Consider the following 18,355-nt stretch of genomic DNA (forward strand, 5'->3'; position numbering starts at 1 on the left):
GCCGGCCTCTCCGCGGCGCAGGCCGGCATCACGGTGGCGGCCTACAACAGCGGCTCGCCGGCCGCCGCCGCGCAAGTGATCGCCTTCGGCTGGATCAAGCCCGACGTGCAGGCCAAGGGCGCGGCCTCGAGCTTTGTCGCCGCCTCCGGCCAGCAGGCGGCGCTGGCGCCATTCTTCACGCGCTTCCTGCTCAATTGCGACCAGTGGGATGGCTACAACAGCGAACGCAAGAACCTGATGGCGCACCTGAAGACGAACGCCATCGGCAACGTGGTGGCGATCACGGGCGATATCCACTCCTTCTTTGCCGGTACCGTGAGCGACGATTTCGATGCGGCCGGCGGCGGCACGCCCGTCATGGTGGACCTGGTGTCGGCCGGCGTCAGTTCCGACTCCTTCTTCAGCTACCTGAAGTCGGCGGCCGGCACGATGGGCGATATCGGCACCCTCGTCAGCTATCCGCTGGCCCTCCCCGTCACGGGCGTGGGCACGGTCAACCTCGACGTCAACCTGCTCGACTACACCATGGGCAAGGCCGTGCCGACCGTCGACAGCCTGCTGGAGCAGTTGCGCGTGCAGCTGCGCGGTGCGCTGGCCGCCAAGGGCGTGCCGGAAGCGCAGCTGGACGCCACGGTCGCGGCCGTGCAGGCCGGCTTGAAAGCGAGCACTGACTTCAGCGTAACCCTGCTGGGCCTGGCACAGCAATTGTCCGGCCTGGGCAACAACCCGTGGATCAAGCATCTGAACACGGATGCGCAGGGCTACACGGTGGTCACTTTGACACCGGGCAAGCTGGTGGCGCAGTTCAAGCAGGTGAACAAGCTGGTCGGCACGGCGGCGCCATCGAACGTGATTGCGCGCGTGACGACGGCCACCGTGACGGCGGGCGCGGCGGCGGTGGCGGTGTCCTAAAGGCCGGCCTGCTGGGGTCAGACCCTCAATACGGCTAGCTCTGAGGCTTGCGCTGCCGCCCGAGGGGGTCTGACCCCGGCTTTTGCCTTACAATCTGGAGATGAGCTCCAGTTCCCCGCAAGCATCTCCTCCCCCGATTCCCCGTTCCGTCTACCTTGGTGGCCTGGCCATCGCCGTGGGCGGGGCGGTGCTGTTTTCCACCAAGGCCATCGTTGCCAAGCTGCTGTACCGCTACCAGATCGACGCCGTCACCCTGATCGCCTTCAGGATGATCTTCTCGCTGCCCGTGTTTGCCGTCATCGCCTGGTGGAAGATGCGCACGGAGCCGCCCCTGTCGGTCAGCGACCGCTGGCGCCTGGTGGGGCTGGGACTGGTCGGCTATTACCTGTCCAGCTACCTGGATTTTCTTGGACTGCAATACATTTCCGTGGGCCTGGAGCGGCTGATTCTGTTCCTCACGCCCACCTTCGTGCTCCTGATTACCACCGTGTACTTCAAGCAGCGCATCAGCCGCATGCAGTGGCTGGCCTTGCTGACCTCGTATTGCGGCATCGTGCTGGTCTTCGTGCACGACTTGCAGGGCGGCGCCAGCAATGTGGCGCTGGGCTCCACCCTGGTGCTGGGTTCGGCCTGTTCCTACGCCGTCTACCTGCTGGGCTCGGGAGAGTTGGTGAAGCGCATCGGTTCGATGCGGCTTGTTTCCTATGCCATGTGCGTGGCCAGTTTTGCCTGCATCGCTCAATTTTTCATCCTGCGCCCCGTCGAATTGCTGATCCAGCCCATGCCCGTGTATGGCTTGTCTTTGCTGAACGGCATCTTTTGCACGGTGATGCCCGTCTTCATGACGATGATCGCCGTCGAGCGCATCGGCGCGCCCGTCGCTTCGCAGGCGGGCATGATCGGCCCCGTATCGACCCTGTTCCTGGGCGCCATGATCCTCGATGAACCGATCACCAACTGGCAACTGGCCGGTACCAGCCTGGTCCTGGCCGGTATTTATTTGCTGTCGAAAAAGAAATAATTCCTCCACTCACTGAAATGGTCCTCACCATGAAAACACGCATCGCCTTGATTGCCCACGACAAGAAAAAAGATGACATGATTACCCTGGCGGGCGAATACCTGGACTTTCTCAAGGGCTGCGAACTGTCGGCCACGGGCACCACGGGCGGCCGTCTGATCAATGAACTGGGCCTGGCCGTCGAGCGCAAGCATTCGGGCCCGTTCGGCGGCGACTTGCAGATCGGCGCCCTGCTGGTGGAAGGCTTGATCGATTGCGTGATCTTCCTGCGCGACCCGATGACGCCGCAGCCGCACGAGCCGGACATCAATGCCCTGGTGCGCGCCTGCGACGTGCACAACGTGGCGTGCGCAACGAATCTGTCGTCGGCGCACCTGGTGCTGTCGCAGCTGCAGGCGCGCGCCCAGGCCGCCGCCTGACGTTTTTTCCGATTCTTCTTCAAGGAGCATATTGTGAGCGCAACGATTACCACCAAAGCCATCCGCGTACAGCGCGTGGGCGGCCCGGACGTGATGGAATATGTGGACGTGGAACTGCCGCCGCCCGGTCCCGGCGAAGCGCGCGTGAAACACGAGGCCATCGGCCTCAATTTCATCGACGTGTATTTCCGCACGGGCCTGTACCCGCAGCCGCTGCCCAACGGCCTGGGCGTCGAGGGCGCGGGCATCGTCGAGGCGGTGGGCGAGGGCGTCACGGAAGTCAAGGTGGGCGACCGCGTGGCCTACGCGGCGCGCATCAATGGCGCGTATGCGCAGCAGCGCAACTTGCCGGCGGCCCTGCTGCTGGTGCTGCCCGAGCGCATCGGTTTCGATACGGCCGCCGCCATGATGCTGCAGGGCTTGACGGTGCAATACCTGTTCCACCGCACGGTGGCCCTGAAGGCGGGCGACACGGTGCTGTTCCATGCGGCCGCGGGCGGCGTGGGCCTGATCGCCTGCCAGTGGGCGAAAGTGCTGGGCGTGAACCTGATCGGCACGGCCGGTTCCGATGAAAAGGCGGCGCTGGCCAAGGCGCATGGCGCCGCCCACGTCATCAACTACAACACGGAAAACTTCGTCGAGCGCGTGCGCGAGATCACGGGCGGCAAGGGCGTCTCCGTGGTGTACGATTCCATCGGCAAGGATACGTTTACGGGTTCGCTCGACTGCCTGGCGCCGCTGGGCATGATGGTCAGCTTCGGCAACGCTTCCGGTCCCGTGCCGGCCTTCACCCTCGGCGAACTGGCGTCGCGCGGTTCGCTCTTCATCACGCGTCCGGCCCTGTTCAGCTATGCCTCGAACCGCGCGAACCTGGAAGAGATGGCCGCCTCGCTGTTCGGCGTCGTCAGCAGCGGCGAAGTCAAAATCGAGATCAACCAGCGCTACAGCCTGGCCCATATCGCCCAGGCGCACACGGACCTGGAAGGGCGCAAGACCACCGGTTCGACCATCATCGTGCCATGAGCGGCGCGGGCGAAGAAGACGGCGCACCGAAGTTCGGCCGCCTGCTGATCGTGCTGCTACTGGCCGTGGCCCTGATCGGCGCGCTCACTTTTGCCGCCGAGGCCTATTATTCTTAGGTGAAAAAAAACCGGCTTGCGCATCGCTGCACAAGCCGGTTTTTTCAGCGCATCGGATACTCGCCGCGCGCTCCCTTATTCCACCTTGACTTCCACCTTGCGCGGCACGCCGCTCTGGCCGGGGAAGTCGGCAAAGGCGCTGGCTACCATGGCGGGCATCACGTGCGACGTGGCGCGCTTGTTGCTGGTCGATTGCACGGTCACGTCGTACAGTTTCTTGCCGTTGCGGTCATTGATCGTCACGCGCAATTCGCGCTCGTATTTATGGCGCACGCTTTCTTCCATTTCCAGGGGGCCGTACCAGTAGGGGTTGTAGCCGAAGCGGCCATAGCCTGGCCATGCGCCGTAGCGGTAGCCGTAGCGGCCAGGCCAGTAGCCGGGACCGTACCAGAATGGGTCGGTGGCCTGCAGCACGCGCTCAGGATAGTCGACGGTCGAAAAATTCATGGACACGCGCAAGTTGGCGGCCGCAGGGCCGGAAGCTTCGCCGAAGCCGTGTTTTGCCAGTTCCGCGCGCACCAGGTTCTGGTAGCTGCGGTATTCGAGCGTATCGTTTTCCGCCACGGGCGCTTCAAAGACATACGATTTGTCCTGCAATTGCGCAGGCCACTCATGGAAGACGGTGACATCGCTGCGTATGGTAGTGGCGCAGCCGGTCAGCAACACGGTCAATGCGGCCATCATGATGGTGAGATATCGTTTCATTGCATGATCTCCTGATATTCGCTGCAATTCATTGTTGGTAGACGCAATTCATCGCCTAGTATTATAAGAATAGTTCTATTTGTTTCCATACATTATTACAGAATGTTACCTGGCGTGTCGGCGTGTAAGGGAATCCAACATTCCTGGCGCGAATCGGCGCAAATGGCGGGCGAATCGGTCCTTTCCCTGCCCGGTGTTGGTAAAATAGGCTTTTGCCTCCGCTCCCACCCAAATCCCTATGCGCACAGACAGCCCTCAGACGATTTACCGCAAAGATTACACGCCGCCCAGCTTCCTGGTCGACAGCGTCGAACTTGGTTTCGATCTCGATCCCGCCCGCACAGTGGTGGCGAGCCGGATGCGCATGCGCCACAACCCGGCCGGCACCAGCCGCAGCATCGAATTGCATGGCGAACACATTGAACTGGTGCAAGTACGCCTGAACGGCAAGCTGCTCAAACCGACGCAGTACACGCTGACGGCCAGCATGCTGACCATACCGAAGGCGCCGGACGACGTGCTGCTCGATATCGAGACCGTGCTGGCGCCGCAGGACAATACCTCGCTGTCCGGCCTGTACGTGTCGAACCATAACTTCTTCACGCAGTGCGAAGCGGAGGGCTTCCGCCGCATCACCTTCTTCCCGGACCGCCCGGACGTGATGGCCAAGTACACGGTCATGCTGCGCGCCGACAAGCAGCAATATCCGGTGCTGCTATCGAACGGCAACCTGATCGAAGAGGGCGACCTGGGCGACGGGCGCCATTACGCCAAGTGGGAAGACCCGTTCAAGAAGCCATCGTACCTGTTTGCCCTGGTGGCGGCGCGCCTGGTGTGCCAGGAAGAGCGCTACACGCTCAAGTCCGGCCGCGAAGTGCTGCTGCAGGTATGGGTGGAGGACGGCAACCTCGATAAGACCGACTACGCCATGCAGTCGCTGAAAAACTCGATCCGCTGGGACGAGGAGCGCTTTGGCCTGGAGCTGGACCTGGACCGCTTCATGATCGTCGCCGTGGGCGACTTCAACATGGGCGCCATGGAAAACAAGGGCCTGAACATCTTCAATACCAAGTATGTGCTGGCCAATCCGCGCGTGGCGACCGACGTCGATTACGCGGGCATCGAGGCGGTGGTGGGCCACGAGTACTTCCATAACTGGACGGGCAACCGCGTGACTTGCCGCGACTGGTTCCAGCTGTCGCTGAAGGAAGGCTTGACGGTCTTCCGCGACCAGGAATTCTCGGCCGACATGATCGGCACGGACACGGGCCGCGCCGTCACGCGCATCGACCAGGTGCGCACCTTGCGCCAGGCGCAGTTCCCGGAAGACGCGGGCCCGATGGCGCATCCCGTGCGTCCCGATTCCTTCGTCGAGATCAATAACTTTTATACGGTCACGATCTACGAAAAGGGCGCCGAAGTGGTGCGCATGTACCAGACCCTGGTGGGCCGCGACGGCTTTCGCAAGGGCATGGACCTGTACTTCGAGCGCCACGATGGCCAGGCCGTGCAGTGCGACGACTTCCGCGCCGCCATGGCCGATGCGAATGGCCGCGATTTCACGCAATTCGAGCGCTGGTACAGCCAGGCCGGCACGCCGGTGGTGAAAGCATCCACGCGCTACGATGCGGCCAGCCAGACGTTCGAGCTGACCCTGGCGCAAAGCTGCCCCGCCACGCCGGGCCAGCCGAAGAAACTGCCTTTCCACATTCCCGTCACCGTCGGCCTGCTGGCAGCCGATGGCCGCGACATGCCGCTGCACGTCGATGGCGTCGTGTCGGACGGCGCCACCAGCGTCGTGCTGGAACTGACGCAAGCGGCGCAGACCTTCCGTTTCACGCACGTGGCGCAATTGCCCGTGCCGTCGCTGCTGCGCGATTTTTCCGCGCCCGTGGTGCTGGAATACGACTACAGCGACGATCAGCTGCTGCACCTGTTCCGCCATGACAGCGACCCCGTCAACCGCTGGGAGGCGGGCCAGCGCCTGGCCATGGAGCGCCTGCTGAAACTCACCGCCGCCGTCGCCGCCGGCGAGCCCCTGCTGCTGGACGACACCTTCATCGCCGCGCAGCGCGCCCTGCTGGCCGATGAAACGCTCGATGCGGCCTTCCGTGAACTGGCCCTGATCCTGCCGTCGGAAACCATCATCGCCGAGCGCATGGCGCAAGTCGATCCGCAGGCGATCCATGCGGCGCGCCAGTTCATGCGCCGCACCATTGCGGCAGCCCTGAAGCCCGAATTGCTGGCGCAGTACCACGCCAGCCAGACGCCGGGCGAGTACAGCCCCGACGCCCTGTCGGCCGGCAAGCGGGCGCTGAAAAACCTGGCCCTGTCCTATCTGCTGATCGCGCCGGGCGAGCAGGAGCTGGCCCTGGCGCAGCAGCAGTTCGACAGCGCCGGCAACATGACGGACCGCGCGGCCGCCCTGGGGGCCCTGATCCATTCGGGTTCCGCCGCGCACGCGCAGGCCGCGCTGGCCAGTTTCCATGCCGACTTCGAGAACGAGGCGCTGGTGGTCGACAAGTGGTTCGCCATGCAGGCGGCCGCCCCCGCGACCGATGTGCAGGCCGTGCGCCAGCTGATGACGCATCCCGCCTTCACCCTGAAAAACCCGAACCGCGCGCGCAGCCTGATCTTCAATTTCACGAATGGCAATCCGTCGCAGTTCCATGCGGCTGACGGCAGCGGCTACGCCTTCTGGGCCGAGCAGGTCATCGCGCTCGACGCCCTGAACCCGCAAGTGGCGGCGCGCCTGGCGCGCTCCATGGACCGCTGGCGCCGTTACGTGCCCGCGCTGCAAGGCCACATGCGCGACGCGCTGGAAAAGGTCGCTGGCCAGGCCAGCTTGTCGAATGACGTGATGGAAGTGATCAGCAAGGCGCTGGCCAACTAGGCGCAGATTATTTACACCCCCAGGCAGAGACTGGGGTAATGGTTAGTCATTACAACAAAAGGGAATCATGAAACGCATCAGTCTTACGCAATACCTGGTTGAAGAGCAGCGCTCGAACAACAGCATTCCGGCCGAACTGCGCCTGCTGATCGAAGTCGTCGCGCGCGCTTGCAAGACCATCAGCCACGCCGTCAGCAAGGGCGCGCTGGGCGAGGTGCTGGGCACGGCCGACACGGAAAACGTGCAGGGCGAAGTACAGAAAAAGCTCGACATCATCTCCAACGAGATCCTGCTGGAGGCGAACGAATGGGGCGGCCACCTGGCGGCCATGGCGTCGGAAGAGATGGAATCGATCCACCCGATCCCGAACCGCTATCCGAAGGGCGAATACATGCTGCTGTTCGACCCACTCGATGGCTCGTCGAACATCGACGTCAACGTCTCGATCGGCACCATCTTCTCCGTGCTGAAGGCGCCGGAAGGCATGGGCGAGCCGACGGAGCAGGACTTCATGCAGGCAGGCGCCAAGCAAGTGGCGGCCGGCTACGCCGTGTACGGCCCGCAGACCATGCTGGTGCTGACCTTCGGCAATGGCGTGAACTGCTTCACCCTGGACCGCGAGATGGGTTCGTGGGTCCTCACGCAAAGCAATATGCAGATTCCGCCGACGACCAAGGAATTTGCCATCAATATGTCGAACGCGCGCCACTGGCATCCGCCCGTCAAGCGCTACGTGGACGAACTGCTGGCCGGCGACACGGGCCCGCGCGGCACCAATTTCAACATGCGCTGGATCGCCTCGATGGTGGCCGACGTGCACCGCATCCTGAACCGCGGCGGCATCTTCATGTACCCGGCCGACCTGCGCGACACGTCGATGCCGGGCAAGCTGCGCCTGATGTACGAAGCGAACCCGATGGCCTTCATCGTCGAACAGGCCGGCGGCGCCGCCACCGACGGCCAGCAGCGCATCATGGACATCACCCCGCACAAGCTGCACCAGCGCGTGCCCGTGTTCCTGGGCTCGAAAGATGAAGTGGCCCGCGTGACGGCCTACCACGCGGAGTAAAAACCGCACTTTTTCCACGATTTTCAGCGGCCCGCAGCCGGGCCGCTAAAAAAAATGAAAAAAGATCGCGTTGACACTAGCAAATTTTGTGCATTGTTTGTAGAATGTGGGTCTTCGCCGTTGTAGCTCAGTTGGTAGAGCAGCACATTCGTAATGTGAAGGTCGCCAGTTCGATTCCGGCCAACGGCACCAAGTTTCATCAGAAAACCCGCTTACTTGCAAAAGTCAGCGGGTTTTTTGTTGTCTGTCGCATTCCCGGCTTCAGATCCACTGATCGTTTTCCACCGTGCGTTCGCTCGCCTCGCCGTCGCCCGTGTTGACCACGTCGCGCGGCTCGATCAGCAGCAGGCTGGTCTCGGCAAGCGCGCATGGCTTGTGTTCCACGCCGCTGGGCACCACCGCCATCTGGCCGGCACGCAGCACGATGGCCTGTCCTTCCGCGTAGGCAGGGCCGCGCAGGTCGATGCGCAATTCACCTTTCAGCACGATGAAGGTTTCGTCCGTATCGGCGTGCCGGTGCCACTGGAATTCACCCAGTACCTTGACGACCTTGAATTGATAGTCATTCATTTCGGCGATGACGCGCGGCTGCCAGTGCCCGTCGATCAGGGCGACCTTGCCCGCCAGGTCGATGGACTGGCCCTGGCCGCGCGTGGTGATGGTATTGATGGTGGTGCTGGACATGCTGTGCTCCGTTCAAGTGGCGATGCAGCCAGAATACGCATGCACTTGCCGACCGTATTGAACGATCGTGGGTGTTTTCAGGCCTTGCCGCTGCCGCCGGCGAAACGCAGCCAGCGGCCGGGCGTCAGGCCATGGGTTTTCAGGAAATGCCGCGTCATGTGGCTCTGATCGGCGAAGCCCGCGGCCATGGCGGCGGAGGCGAGCGTGGCGCCAGCCAGCAGTAGGCGCCGCACCATCTCCAGGCGCCGCATCGTCAGATAGCGGTACGGGCTGGTGCCATAGAAGACGCGAAAGTCGTGCGACAGGCTCCAGCGGTCGCGGCCCGTTGCCGCCTCAAGTTCCGCCAGGGTGACGGCCTGCGTGCAGTGGGCCTGCAAGTAGTCGCGCGCGCGCCGCGCCGCCAGGAAGTCGCCTCTCGGGCGCTGTGCCGGCGTGCCGGCCACCGCCGCCAGCGCATGCGCCAGTTCGGCCAGCGCATCGCTCTGTTCCAGTGCTTCCAATGGGTGGCCGTCGCGCGGCAGCAAGGCGGAGGTGGCCGCCGCCAGGCGGGGATCGGTCGACACGCCGCCTTCGATAAAGGGTAGCGCGCGTCCGCCCAGCACGTCCTGGAACAACGCCGGTTCGATATACAGCATGCGGTAACGGAAGCCGGCGTCGGTACCCGCCTGGCCATCGTGCGCCTCGTCGGGATGCAGGATCATGGTATTGCCGGGCAGGCTGTCGCGCTGGCCACGGCGGTAGCTGAAACGCTGCACGCCCGCCAGCGTGCGACCGATGGCGTAGGTGTCATGGCGGTGCATGGCATAGGCCTTGCCCTTGAACCACGCCTCGATGCGCTCGACCCCTTGTACCGGCGCGTCGCACTTGACCCAGTCGCTGCGCGGCGGCGCTGATGTTCGCTGCATGGTGCTGGTCACTGGATATCCGCGCTGGTTGCCAAATATCGACTGTACCCGCCGCGCGCGGGGCTGTCCATGAAAACCGCCGGATCAGAAATTGTGCCGAATTCCCAGCGCCACGCCCGACAAGGTGGCGCCCTTTGTTGCAGCGTCGCCTACCAGGCTGTTGATGGCAAAGTCGGCGATGCCGTTGCGGCCGTTGGCCAGGCGCGTGTAGTAGACGTACAGGCTGCTGCGTTTCGACAGCTGGTAGTCGTAGCCGAGGGTAGCGTGGGTGGCACCCGTGCCTGCTCCCGCGCGCACCGTGCCGATGGTTTCCAGCGCGCCGCCGCTGGCGCTTTGCGCATGGGCCAGGCCGAAACGCAAGCCATGGCGGCCGAACTGGCGCGTGGCGGAAAAGTAGGCTGCGCGGCGGCGCAGCCCGCCCGTGGTCGTCGCATAGCGCAGGCTTTCCAGCACCAGCGCCAGTTGCGTGGCGCTGTCGACACGCCAGGCGAGCGCCAGCTTGCTGCCATGGTCGGTCAGCCCCCGTCCCTGGTAGCCGTGGTGTGCTTCCTGCGCCAGGGTGGCGTACAGGGCGCCGCCGTCGTAAAGCAGGGCGGCCGAGGCCAGGGACGGCCGCGCGCCGCTGGCGGGCCGCTCTTCCGCCATGCCGCGCGCCACGCGCACCGACCAGCCCTGCCACTGCGGCGTCCAGTAATGCACGCTGTTCTGCTGGCGCCGGTCGAAGGAATACGTGTTGCTGGTATGGCTTTCGCTGGCGCCGGCGCCGTTGCCCATCAGGCTCATGTAGCCGGCCGTGGTGGGGTAGTACGGGTCGAGCGCGGAGGTGGCGCTGTTGTAGGGCAGGGTCCAGTTGCCGCCAAACAGCGTGCCCCACGGGCCGGCAATGCCGACACGCGTGTCGCGCGCGGCGATGGACCCTGCGCCCGTGTCGGGCGACAAGGTGCCCTCGACCTGGAACAGTGCCTGCCAGCCGCCGCCCAGGTCTTCGCTGCCGCGAAAGCCGAACACGGAACGGTTGTTGGACAGGCGCTGCACGCTGTCGCCGCTGCCGGAAGAGTGCAGCGCCTCGAGCGCCACGTTCAGGCGGCCGTACAGCTGCACATTTTCTTGTGCCGCGGCGGGCAGGGCCGCCGCCAGCATGAGCGTGCCGGCGGCCAGCAATGGCAATCGCGTCAGCATGGACTCAGAACGCAAAGCAGCTGCACCCCAGCGCGCCCCAGAAGCCGGAATGGCTGGAGACGGGCACAGAACTCTTGCGCGCCACGTCGTGGGCGTGGGCGTGCACGCCGCAGGCGCCCTGGCACTGGTGCTGTTGCATGACGCTGGCCGTTTTCGGCGGCGCGGCGCGGTAGTGGCCGGCCACGTTTTTCACGGGCGACCAGTCCGGCAATACCGGGATGGGAGGCGGCGCCAGTGGCGTAAATTCCGCCTGGCCGTAGACGATCTTGCCGCCGACGATGGTGAGCACCGATTCGATCGACTTGATCGCCTCTTCAGCTATGCTGAAAAAGTCCGCGCTCAGCACGGCCAGGTCGGCCAGCATGCCTTCCTGGATGCGACCCTTCTTGCCTTGCTCGCTGGAGAACCAGGCGCTGCCCGCCGTCCATAGTTCCAGCGCCGTGTCGCGCGACAAGCGGCTGCCCGCGTCGTACAGGCGCAAGCCGCCCACGGTGCGGCCCGATACCAGCCAGTACAGCGCCGTCCATGGGTTGTAGCTGGCGACGCGGGTGGCGTCGGTGCCGCCGCCCACCGGCACGCCCGAGGCAAGCATGCGCGCGATCGGCGGCGTGGCCTTGGCCGCTTCCGCGCCGTAGCGGTCGACAAAATATTCGCCCTGGAAGGCCATGCGGTGCTGGATGGCGATGCCGCCGCCCAGCGCCTTGACCCGGTCGATGTTACGCGGCGTGATGGTTTCGCAGTGGTCGAACATCCAGTGCAGGCCGTCGAACGGGATATCGCGGTTGACCTTTTCAAACACCGTCAGCATGCGGTCGATCGATTCATCGTAGGTCGCGTGCAGGCGGAAGGGCCAGCGCTTGGAGACCAGATGACGCACCACCTTTTCCAGTTCGTCGTCCATGCCGGGCGCCAGGTCGGGGCGCGGCTCGAGGAAATCTTCGAAATCGGCGGCGGAAAACACCAGCATTTCGCCGGCGCCGTTATGGCGGTAGTAATCATCGCCCTGGCCCGGCGTGACCATCTGCGTCCATTTCTCGAAGTCTTCCAGTTCGCGGCCCTTGTTCTGCGTGAACAGGTTGTAGGCGATGCGGATGGTCAGCTGCTCTTTTTGCGCCAGTTCCTCGACCACCGCGTAATCCTCGGGATAATTCTGGAAGCCGCCGCCAGCGTCGATGGCGCTGGTCAGGCCGAGGCGGTTGAGTTCGCGCATGAACTGGCGCGTGGAATTGACTTGCAAGTCGCGCGGCAGGGTTGGCCCCTTGGCCAGGGTGGCATATAAAATCATGGCGTTTGGCCGGGCGATCAGCATGCCGGTGGGGTTGCCGGCAGCGTCGCGCACGATCTCGCCGCCGGGCGGGTTCGGCGTGTTCTTGTCGTAGCCGACCACGCGCAGGGCGGCACGGTTCAGCAGGGCGCGGTCGTACAGGTGCAGGATGAAGACGGGGGTGTCCGGCGCGGCCGCGTTGATTTCATCGAGGCTCGGCATGCGTTTTTCCGCGAACTGGAATTCGTTCCAGCCGCCGACGACGCGCACCCATTGCGGGGTCGGCGTGCGCAGCGCCTGTTCCTTGAGCATGCGCAGGGCGTCGGCCAGCGAGGGCACGCCTTCCCAGCGCAGTTCCAGGTTGTAGTTCAAGCCGCCGCGGATCAGGTGCAGATGCGAGTCGTTCAGGCCGGGAATCACGGTGCGGCCACCCAGGTCGATCACGCGGCTGTCGGGGGCGCGGTGGCGCATGGCGTCTTCAAGATCGCCCACGGCGAGGAATTTGCCGTCGGCGATTGCCACCGCGCTCGCTTGCGGGCACGACTTGTCGACGGTGTGGAAGCAGCCGTTGATCAGTATCAGCGGCGCGGCGGAGGAATGGGTCGGTTCGGTCATGATGCAGCTCCATGGTGGCAATGCGGGGGAGGCCGGGGCGCGGCCAGGATCTGCGGTCAGTGTAGCCCAGGGGCCGGAAGCGGACACGGGCCAAAAGATCAGGTATGGCAGCGCGCCGACTGGTCTAAGGGCGGGTGCGGCGGCGCGCGACATGGATTACCATGCCGGCAGTAGCGGCTGGACATGCGTCCGGATGCATTTTTTATCGCGGTTTACCGCATCGCAGGGAGTTCTCATGGATCAAGCACCACACAGCCGTTTATACGGCACCAGCCTGGGCTTTTTGGCCGGGTATGTCGATACGCTGGGCTTTATCGCCCTGTTCGGCCTGTTTACCGCCCATGTCACGGGCAACTTCGTGCTGATCGGCGCCGCGCTGGCCGAACCGACGCGCATCCCCATCCTGCTGAAAATCCTCGCCTTTCCCGCCTTTATCGCGGGTATCGTCGTCACGCGCCTGATGGTGCTGGCCATCGAGCGCCGCGGCGGTCCGGCGCTGACGCTGGCTTTCCTGCTGCAATGGATCTTGCTGGCCGGTTTCATGGTGTTCGGCGTGCTGGCCGAGCCGGTCGGCAAGGAAGTGGGCACGCTGGCGATGCTCGCCGGCTTGCTGGGCACGGCCGCCATGGGCGTGCACAGCGCCACTAGCCGTCTGCTGCTGGCGCATCTGGCGCCGACCTCCATGATGACGGGGAACGTGACGCAGATCGTGCTCGACACCGTCGACGTGCTGCGCGGCGCGGCCGACGGGGGCACGCGCGCGCGCTGCGGGAAGTTCTTCTGGCCGCTGCTGGCCTTTGCGCTGGGTGCCATCGCTGCCGGCTTTGGTTACCTGGCCTTCGGTTTCGCGGCGCTGGCCGTGCCGCTGGTGCTGCTGGGCGGCCTGATCGTGGTGGAGCTGCGCAGCGGTAGGATCGCCGTGCCCGCGTCCTGACAGCCGCCATGCGCGCCTTCCTGCTGTGGCTGATGTTCATGATGGCCAGTCCTTGCGGGCTGGCCATCGATGCCGCACGCGGCATTCATCAGCTGCAGCACACGCGCTGGACGGCCAGTGAGGGCGCGCCCGACGATATCATCGTCATGGCACAGGGCAATGACGGTTTCCTGTGGCTGGGCACGCATGCGGGCGTGCGCCGTTTCGACGGCTTGCGCTTCGAGCCCGTGCGCGCGCGCCAGGGCAGCTTTCCCGACACGGTGGCGCTGGCGCTCAAGCGCGCCGCCGACGGCGGCATGTGGATAGGCTGGCAAGTGGGCGGCATCAGCCACGTCAAGGATGGCGTGGTGCGCAATTACGCCGAGCCGCAGGGCGTGCAGGCGGGCGCCATCTGGGGCTTTGCCATCGGCGGCGACGGCGCCGTGTGGGCGGCAGGCGTGTCCGGCATCTCGCGCTTCGATGGCCGGCGCTGGCAGGCGATGGGACCGGCGCAGGGCTACACGGCGCAAAAGGCGTCCGCCGTGTTTGCCGACCGCGATGGCCGCATCGCCGTGTTCAGTGAAAACGGCCTGTTCATGTGGCAGGCGACGCAGTCGCGCTTCGCGCCGCCCATCGGCCGGCTTGATCTGCGCGCGCCGCCGCAGCAGGGACCCGACGGCCGCATTTATTTGCTGGAGATGCGCGGCATCCGCATCATCGAGTCGCTGGAACGCTACGAGCAGCTCGATCATCGGTGGATTTACCGCGATACCAGTGGCACCAGCGGCAGCATGCTGGTCGACCGCGCCGGCACCTTGTGGTTCGACAGCCAGTACGGCTTGCATCGCACGCGCAGCGGCGGCGCGCTGGCGCCGGGGCAGCTGGGCATCAGCAGCGACACGGAATCGTTCCTGCCGCGCGATGGCTTGAGCAATGTCCTCGTCGGTTCCATGTGCGACGACAATGAAGGCAATGTCTGGGTTGCCACGTACGGCGGCCTGGACCGTTTCCGCCAGGCCGCGCCCGTGGTCCTGCGCACGCATGCCGCGCCCGGCGTGGCCGAAGTGTTCCGTACCCAGGAAATGCTGGCCGGACCGGCAGGCGCGATGTGGCTGTCGCGCGATGACGTCCTGGGGCCGCTGCTGCTGGCGCGGGCCGACGGCACGGTGCTGCGCGCGCCGCGCCTGGGCCCCGTCAGCGCCATCCTGGAAGCGCCGGGCGGCCTGTGGGTGGCGGCCCGCGCCGGCCTGCAGCAGCTGGCCGGCGAGGATGGGCGCGTACTGCGCACGATCGCCTATCCATCCGGCGCGGCCGCGGTCAAGCGCATGCGCGCCGGCGTGCTCGCGCCCGATGGCAGCATCTGGGGTGTGTTCAGCGGCGCCGGCGTTTTCCAGTACCGCGACGGGACCTGGCGGCGCGAACCGCTGCTGCCCGATGGCGGCGCGAAAGTGCCGCTGGCGCTGCTGGCCGACGCGGCCGGGCGCCTGTGGCTGTCGTATGCCGATGGCAGCGTCGCCATGCTGGAACGGGGGCGGCTGCGCAACTTCGGTCCCGCGCAGGGCCTGGACCTGGGCAAGATTCCCATGCTGATCGAATACCACGGGCAGGTGTGGGCGGGCGGGCAACGTGGCGTGGCGCTGTGGCGCGGCGGCCGCTTCGTCACCCTGGGCAGCGAGCCGGCCAGCGCCACCGAAGGCGTGGTGGGCCTGCTGCGCGCGCGCGACGGCAGCCTGTGGCTCAATCACGGCAGCGGCGCCGCGCACATTCCCGCCGCGGAAGTGGACCTGGCGCTGCGCGACGCCGCCCATGCCATGCGCGCCACCTCGTACGACGCCGTCGACGGCTTGAACGGCAGCATCAGCATGCTGCACAACCGCTCGGTGGCCGAAGCGGACGATGGCAAAATCTGGTTTTCGCGCCAGAGCGCGACGTTCTGGATCGATCCGCGCCAGACGCTTGCTCCCTTGCCGGCGCCACGCGTGGAAATCGGCGCGCTGCTGGCAGACGGCCGGCGCGTCGATCCGCCCGCAAGCGCCGGCCTGCAACTGGCTGCAGGCACGCGCGACGTGCAATTCCATTACAACGCCGCCAGTCTGGGCACGCCGGAGCGTTTGCAGTTCCGCTACCGGCTCGACGGCTACGATACCCAGTGGCAGCAGGCGGGCGGCCGGCGCCTGGCGCAGTACACGGGCCTGGGTCCGGGCAGCTACCGCTTCGAAGTAAGCGCGGCGAATGGCGACGGCGTGGCCAGCACGGTGGCGCAATTGCCGTTCCGCGTGCTGCCCGCCTTTTACCAGACCTGGTGGTTCCGCAGCCTGTGCGCGGCGGCGCTGCTGGCCGCCGCGTATGCTGCCTGCCGCTGGCGGCTGCGCCAGCACGCCGCGCGCCTGCAGGCGCGGATGGAGGCGCAGCAGGCCGAGCGCGAACGCATCGCGCGCGAGCTGCACGATACCCTGCTGCAGGGCACGCAGGCGATGATCCTGCACTTTCATAATGCCAGTATGGCCATCGCCGCGGATCATCCCGCACGCGCCGCCATGCTGCGCGCGCTCGACGACGCCGACCGCATGCTGGGCGAAGGGCGCGACCAGGTGCACGATTTGCGCGCCGGCGACGATGCCGGCGCGCGCTGGAGCGCCATCCTGCGGCGCGAAGGCGAGCGGCTGGCTGCGCAGCACGGCATCGTGTTCCGCTATGCGGAGGAAGGCGAGGCGCGCATGCTGCACGCGCGCGCCGCGCATGAAATCTACCGCATCGCCAGCGAAGCGCTGCGCAATGCCTTCCAGCATGCGCGCGCGCAGGTGGTCGAGGTGACGGTGCGCTACGCGCGCGGCGGCCTCGAACTGGCCGTGCGCGACGATGGCCAGGGCTTGCCGCCGGTGGTCGCGGCGCACGGGCAGATTCCCGGACACTGGGGCATGCCCGGCATGCGCGAGCGCGCCGCCAGACTCGGTGCGCGCCTGTCGGTGGACGGGCGCGACGGGGGCGGCACGCAGTGGCGCCTGCGGGTGCCGGCGCGGCGGGCCTGGTCCCCGCTGCGCCGCTGGTGGCAACGCTGGCGCCGCTCAGGCGTCGAGGATGCCGCGCCGTAGCGCGATGGTGACGGCGTGGGTGCGGTCCCTGGCGCCCAGCTTGGCCAGGATGGTGCTCATGTGCGCCTTGACGGTTTCTTCCTTGATCTGCAGCAGGGCGCCCGTTTCGCGGTTGGAATTGCCTTGCGCGACCTGCTTGAGCACGTCCAGTTCGCGGTTCGACAGTACGTCGCTGCACGCATACAGCGCCAGTTCCGCCTCGATCTCGGGCGTGATGTGGCGCCGCCCCGCGTGCACGTTCTGTATCGCCGCCAGCAATTCGTGGCGCAGCGCGCTTTTCAGCACATAGCCGCACGCGCCCGCGCGGATGGCGCGCAGCACCTGCGTATCGCCCTTATAGGTGGTCAGCACGACGATGCGCGCCTGCGGATGGCGCGCGCGGATGGCGCCGATGGCGTCCAGGCCGCTCATGCGCGGCATCTGCAAATCCATCAGCGTGACATCGGGCAGCAGCGCGTCAAACTGCTGCACCGCCTGCTGGCCATCGGTGGCCTGGCCCACCAGCACCACGCCGGGAAAGGCGCGCAGCAGGGCCGCGATGCCGTCAAGCAGCAACTGGTGGTCGTCGGCGATGAGGACGCGTATCGCTGCCTTATCGCTGCGCATGATGTTGTCTTGCAAAGAGGAGTGATCGATCAAGAGTCGTCGGAACAGGGTGAGCAAAAGGTATTTTACCGCAGCGCCCGCCAGCCTGCAGGGGGCATGGCCCGGGGGAACCTATATTTAGATAGTGGTGCGGGCACGCCGCCAGACATACGATGCAGGGCAGTACCCACTCAACCCTACTTTGCATGGATGACATCATGACCAATCCGAAACTGGAAGTCCTTACCCCCGACAATTGCCAGATCATCTTCATCGACCAGCAGCCGCAGATGGCCTTCGGCGTACAGTCGATGGACCGGCAAGCGCTGAAAAACAATACCGTGGGCCTGGCCAAGGCCGCCAGGGTGTTCAACATCCCCACCATCATCACCACGGTGGAAACGGAAAGCTTCTCCGGCCACACCTATCCGGAACTGCTCGACGTTTTCCCCGGCAAGGATATCCTCGAGCGCAGCTCGATGAATTCGTGGGATGACCAGAAGGTGCGCGACGCGCTGGCCGCCAACGGCAAGAAGAAGGTCGTCGTTTCGGGCCTGTGGACGGAAGTGTGCAACAACAGCTTCGCCCTGTGCGCGATGCTCGAAGGCGACTACGAAATCTACATGGTGGCCGACGCCTCGGGCGGCACCTCGAAGGAAGCGCACGACTACGCCATGCAGCGCATGATACAGGTCGGCGTGGTGCCCGTGACCTGGCAGCAGGTGCTGCTGGAATGGCAACGCGACTGGGCGCACAAGGCAAGCTATGACGCCGTCATGGCCATCGTGCGCGAACATTCGGGCGCCTACGGCATGGGCGTCGACTACGCCTACACGATGGTGCACAAGGCGCCGCAGCGCATCCATGGCGAGCACGCCACCCTGGCGCCGGTGCCGGCCAAGTAAACGCCGCGCGGCTGTGCCATGCGCCGCGCGCCTGACCGCGCGCGGCGTTTTTTTT

Annotated in this window: 15 protein-coding genes and 1 tRNA gene; 10 read left to right on the forward strand and 6 right to left on the reverse strand. The window is 65.5% G+C overall.

All coding sequences use genetic code 11. From position 1 onward, the window contains the following. From GCN74_RS25665 to GCN74_RS25680, 4 genes are all read left to right on the forward strand, one after another. Positions 1–912: alkaline phosphatase D family protein (locus tag GCN74_RS25665; RefSeq protein WP_193317265.1), on the forward strand; the 912-nt coding region annotated here is incomplete at its 5' end. Between the two features lie 100 nt (positions 913–1,012). Then, positions 1,013–1,933, forward strand: coding sequence for a DMT family transporter (locus GCN74_RS25670; protein WP_152259283.1), 921 nt, complete (start codon positions 1,013–1,015; stop codon positions 1,931–1,933). A 29-nt stretch (positions 1,934–1,962) separates the two neighbouring features. Continuing rightward, positions 1,963–2,352, forward strand: coding sequence for a methylglyoxal synthase (locus tag GCN74_RS25675; protein ID WP_152259284.1), 390 nt, complete (start codon positions 1,963–1,965; stop codon positions 2,350–2,352). A gap of 93 nt (positions 2,353–2,445) precedes the next feature. Beyond that, entirely contained in the window at positions 2,446–3,375 is a 930-nt protein-coding gene (locus GCN74_RS25680) for a quinone oxidoreductase family protein (protein WP_264372910.1), read from the forward strand. Positions 3,376–3,566: 191 nt separating this feature from the next. Here the strand turns inward: GCN74_RS25680 and GCN74_RS25685 are convergent, their stop codons facing one another. Further along, positions 3,567–4,196, reverse strand: a complete 630-nt coding sequence (locus tag GCN74_RS25685; protein WP_152259286.1) for a DUF4136 domain-containing protein — start codon at positions 4,194–4,196, stop codon at positions 3,567–3,569. Between the two features lie 238 nt (positions 4,197–4,434). Here GCN74_RS25685 and pepN point away from each other — a divergent pair, with 238 nt between their 5' ends. The 3 genes from pepN to GCN74_RS25700 all read left to right on the forward strand — a co-directional run bounded on the left by pepN (position 4,435) and on the right by GCN74_RS25700 (position 8,350). Beyond that, on the forward strand, positions 4,435–7,089 hold the full coding sequence (gene pepN / locus GCN74_RS25690) for an aminopeptidase N (protein ID WP_152259287.1): 2,655 nt from the start codon (positions 4,435–4,437) through the stop codon (positions 7,087–7,089). Between the two features lie 67 nt (positions 7,090–7,156). After that, entirely contained in the window at positions 7,157–8,158 is a 1,002-nt protein-coding gene (locus GCN74_RS25695) for a class 1 fructose-bisphosphatase (protein WP_152259288.1), read from the forward strand. A 116-nt stretch (positions 8,159–8,274) separates the two neighbouring features. Beyond that, positions 8,275–8,350: transfer RNA gene (locus tag GCN74_RS25700), tRNA-Thr, on the forward strand. A gap of 69 nt (positions 8,351–8,419) precedes the next feature. On the opposite strand, the gene GCN74_RS25705 is transcribed toward GCN74_RS25700, so the two are convergent. The 4 genes from GCN74_RS25705 to GCN74_RS25720 all read right to left on the reverse strand — a co-directional run bounded on the left by GCN74_RS25705 (position 8,420) and on the right by GCN74_RS25720 (position 12,805). Next, a complete protein-coding gene (locus GCN74_RS25705) occupies positions 8,420–8,842 on the reverse strand; it encodes a cupin domain-containing protein (RefSeq protein ID WP_152259289.1) in 423 nt (140 codons plus the stop codon). Between the two features lie 77 nt (positions 8,843–8,919). Next, the gene (locus GCN74_RS25710; RefSeq protein ID WP_152259290.1) at positions 8,920–9,747 is read right to left on the reverse strand and encodes an AraC family transcriptional regulator; all 828 of its coding nucleotides are present in this window, start codon (positions 9,745–9,747) and stop codon (positions 8,920–8,922) included. Between the two features lie 84 nt (positions 9,748–9,831). Then, entirely contained in the window at positions 9,832–10,926 is a 1,095-nt protein-coding gene (locus GCN74_RS25715; protein WP_226939220.1) for a porin, read from the reverse strand. Between the two features lie 4 nt (positions 10,927–10,930). Further along, positions 10,931–12,805 carry an amidohydrolase gene (locus GCN74_RS25720; RefSeq protein WP_152259291.1) on the reverse strand — a complete coding sequence of 625 codons (1,875 nt, stop codon included), beginning with the start codon at positions 12,803–12,805 and terminating at the stop codon, positions 10,931–10,933. A gap of 235 nt (positions 12,806–13,040) precedes the next feature. On the opposite strand from GCN74_RS25720, the gene GCN74_RS25725 reads away from it, so the two are divergent. Then, positions 13,041–13,739 (forward strand): YoaK family protein, encoded by a 699-nt coding sequence (locus GCN74_RS25725; RefSeq protein WP_152259292.1) that lies wholly within the window; start codon positions 13,041–13,043, stop codon positions 13,737–13,739. An 8-nt stretch (positions 13,740–13,747) separates the two neighbouring features. After that, positions 13,748–16,810, forward strand: a complete 3,063-nt coding sequence (locus tag GCN74_RS25730) for a sensor histidine kinase (protein WP_152259293.1) — start codon at positions 13,748–13,750, stop codon at positions 16,808–16,810. Here GCN74_RS25730 and GCN74_RS25735 read toward each other — a convergent pair. Then, entirely contained in the window at positions 16,784–17,416 is a 633-nt protein-coding gene (locus tag GCN74_RS25735) for a response regulator transcription factor (protein ID WP_152259294.1), read from the reverse strand. The genes GCN74_RS25730 and GCN74_RS25735 overlap by 27 nt on opposite strands. A gap of 197 nt (positions 17,417–17,613) precedes the next feature. Here GCN74_RS25735 and GCN74_RS25740 point away from each other — a divergent pair, with 197 nt between their 5' ends. Next, complete coding sequence (locus tag GCN74_RS25740) at positions 17,614–18,300, forward strand: hydrolase (protein WP_152259295.1); 687 nt, start codon at positions 17,614–17,616, stop codon at positions 18,298–18,300. Positions 18,301–18,355 lie beyond the last annotated feature (55 nt).

The sequence above is a fragment of the Janthinobacterium sp. FT14W genome (genome assembly GCF_009208755.1).
GTDB classification, from domain to species: Bacteria; Pseudomonadota; Gammaproteobacteria; order Burkholderiales; family Burkholderiaceae_D; genus Janthinobacterium; species Janthinobacterium violaceinigrum.

What these genes read in the sequence shown, in the direction of transcription:
- GCN74_RS25730 (WP_152259293.1), top strand. Translation starts at nt 13,748, where the DNA reads ATGCGCGCCTTCCTGCTGTGGCTGATGTTCATGATGGCCAGTCCTTGC.
- GCN74_RS25715 (WP_226939220.1), bottom strand. Translation starts at nt 10,926, where the DNA reads ATGCTGACGCGATTGCCATTGCTGGCCGCCGGCACGCTCATGCTGGCG.
- GCN74_RS25735 (WP_152259294.1), bottom strand. Translation starts at nt 17,416, where the DNA reads ATGCGCAGCGATAAGGCAGCGATACGCGTCCTCATCGCCGACGACCAC.
- GCN74_RS25705 (WP_152259289.1), bottom strand. Translation starts at nt 8,842, where the DNA reads ATGTCCAGCACCACCATCAATACCATCACCACGCGCGGCCAGGGCCAG.
- GCN74_RS25685 (WP_152259286.1), bottom strand. Translation starts at nt 4,196, where the DNA reads ATGAAACGATATCTCACCATCATGATGGCCGCATTGACCGTGTTGCTG.
- GCN74_RS25725 (WP_152259292.1), top strand. Translation starts at nt 13,041, where the DNA reads ATGGATCAAGCACCACACAGCCGTTTATACGGCACCAGCCTGGGCTTT.
- GCN74_RS25675 (WP_152259284.1), top strand. Translation starts at nt 1,963, where the DNA reads ATGAAAACACGCATCGCCTTGATTGCCCACGACAAGAAAAAAGATGAC.
- GCN74_RS25695 (WP_152259288.1), top strand. Translation starts at nt 7,157, where the DNA reads ATGAAACGCATCAGTCTTACGCAATACCTGGTTGAAGAGCAGCGCTCG.
- GCN74_RS25710 (WP_152259290.1), bottom strand. Translation starts at nt 9,747, where the DNA reads ATGCAGCGAACATCAGCGCCGCCGCGCAGCGACTGGGTCAAGTGCGAC.
- GCN74_RS25740 (WP_152259295.1), top strand. Translation starts at nt 17,614, where the DNA reads ATGACCAATCCGAAACTGGAAGTCCTTACCCCCGACAATTGCCAGATC.
- pepN (WP_152259287.1), top strand. Translation starts at nt 4,435, where the DNA reads ATGCGCACAGACAGCCCTCAGACGATTTACCGCAAAGATTACACGCCG.
- GCN74_RS25720 (WP_152259291.1), bottom strand. Translation starts at nt 12,805, where the DNA reads ATGACCGAACCGACCCATTCCTCCGCCGCGCCGCTGATACTGATCAAC.
- GCN74_RS25670 (WP_152259283.1), top strand. Translation starts at nt 1,013, where the DNA reads ATGAGCTCCAGTTCCCCGCAAGCATCTCCTCCCCCGATTCCCCGTTCC.
- GCN74_RS25680 (WP_264372910.1), top strand. Translation starts at nt 2,446, where the DNA reads ATGGAATATGTGGACGTGGAACTGCCGCCGCCCGGTCCCGGCGAAGCG.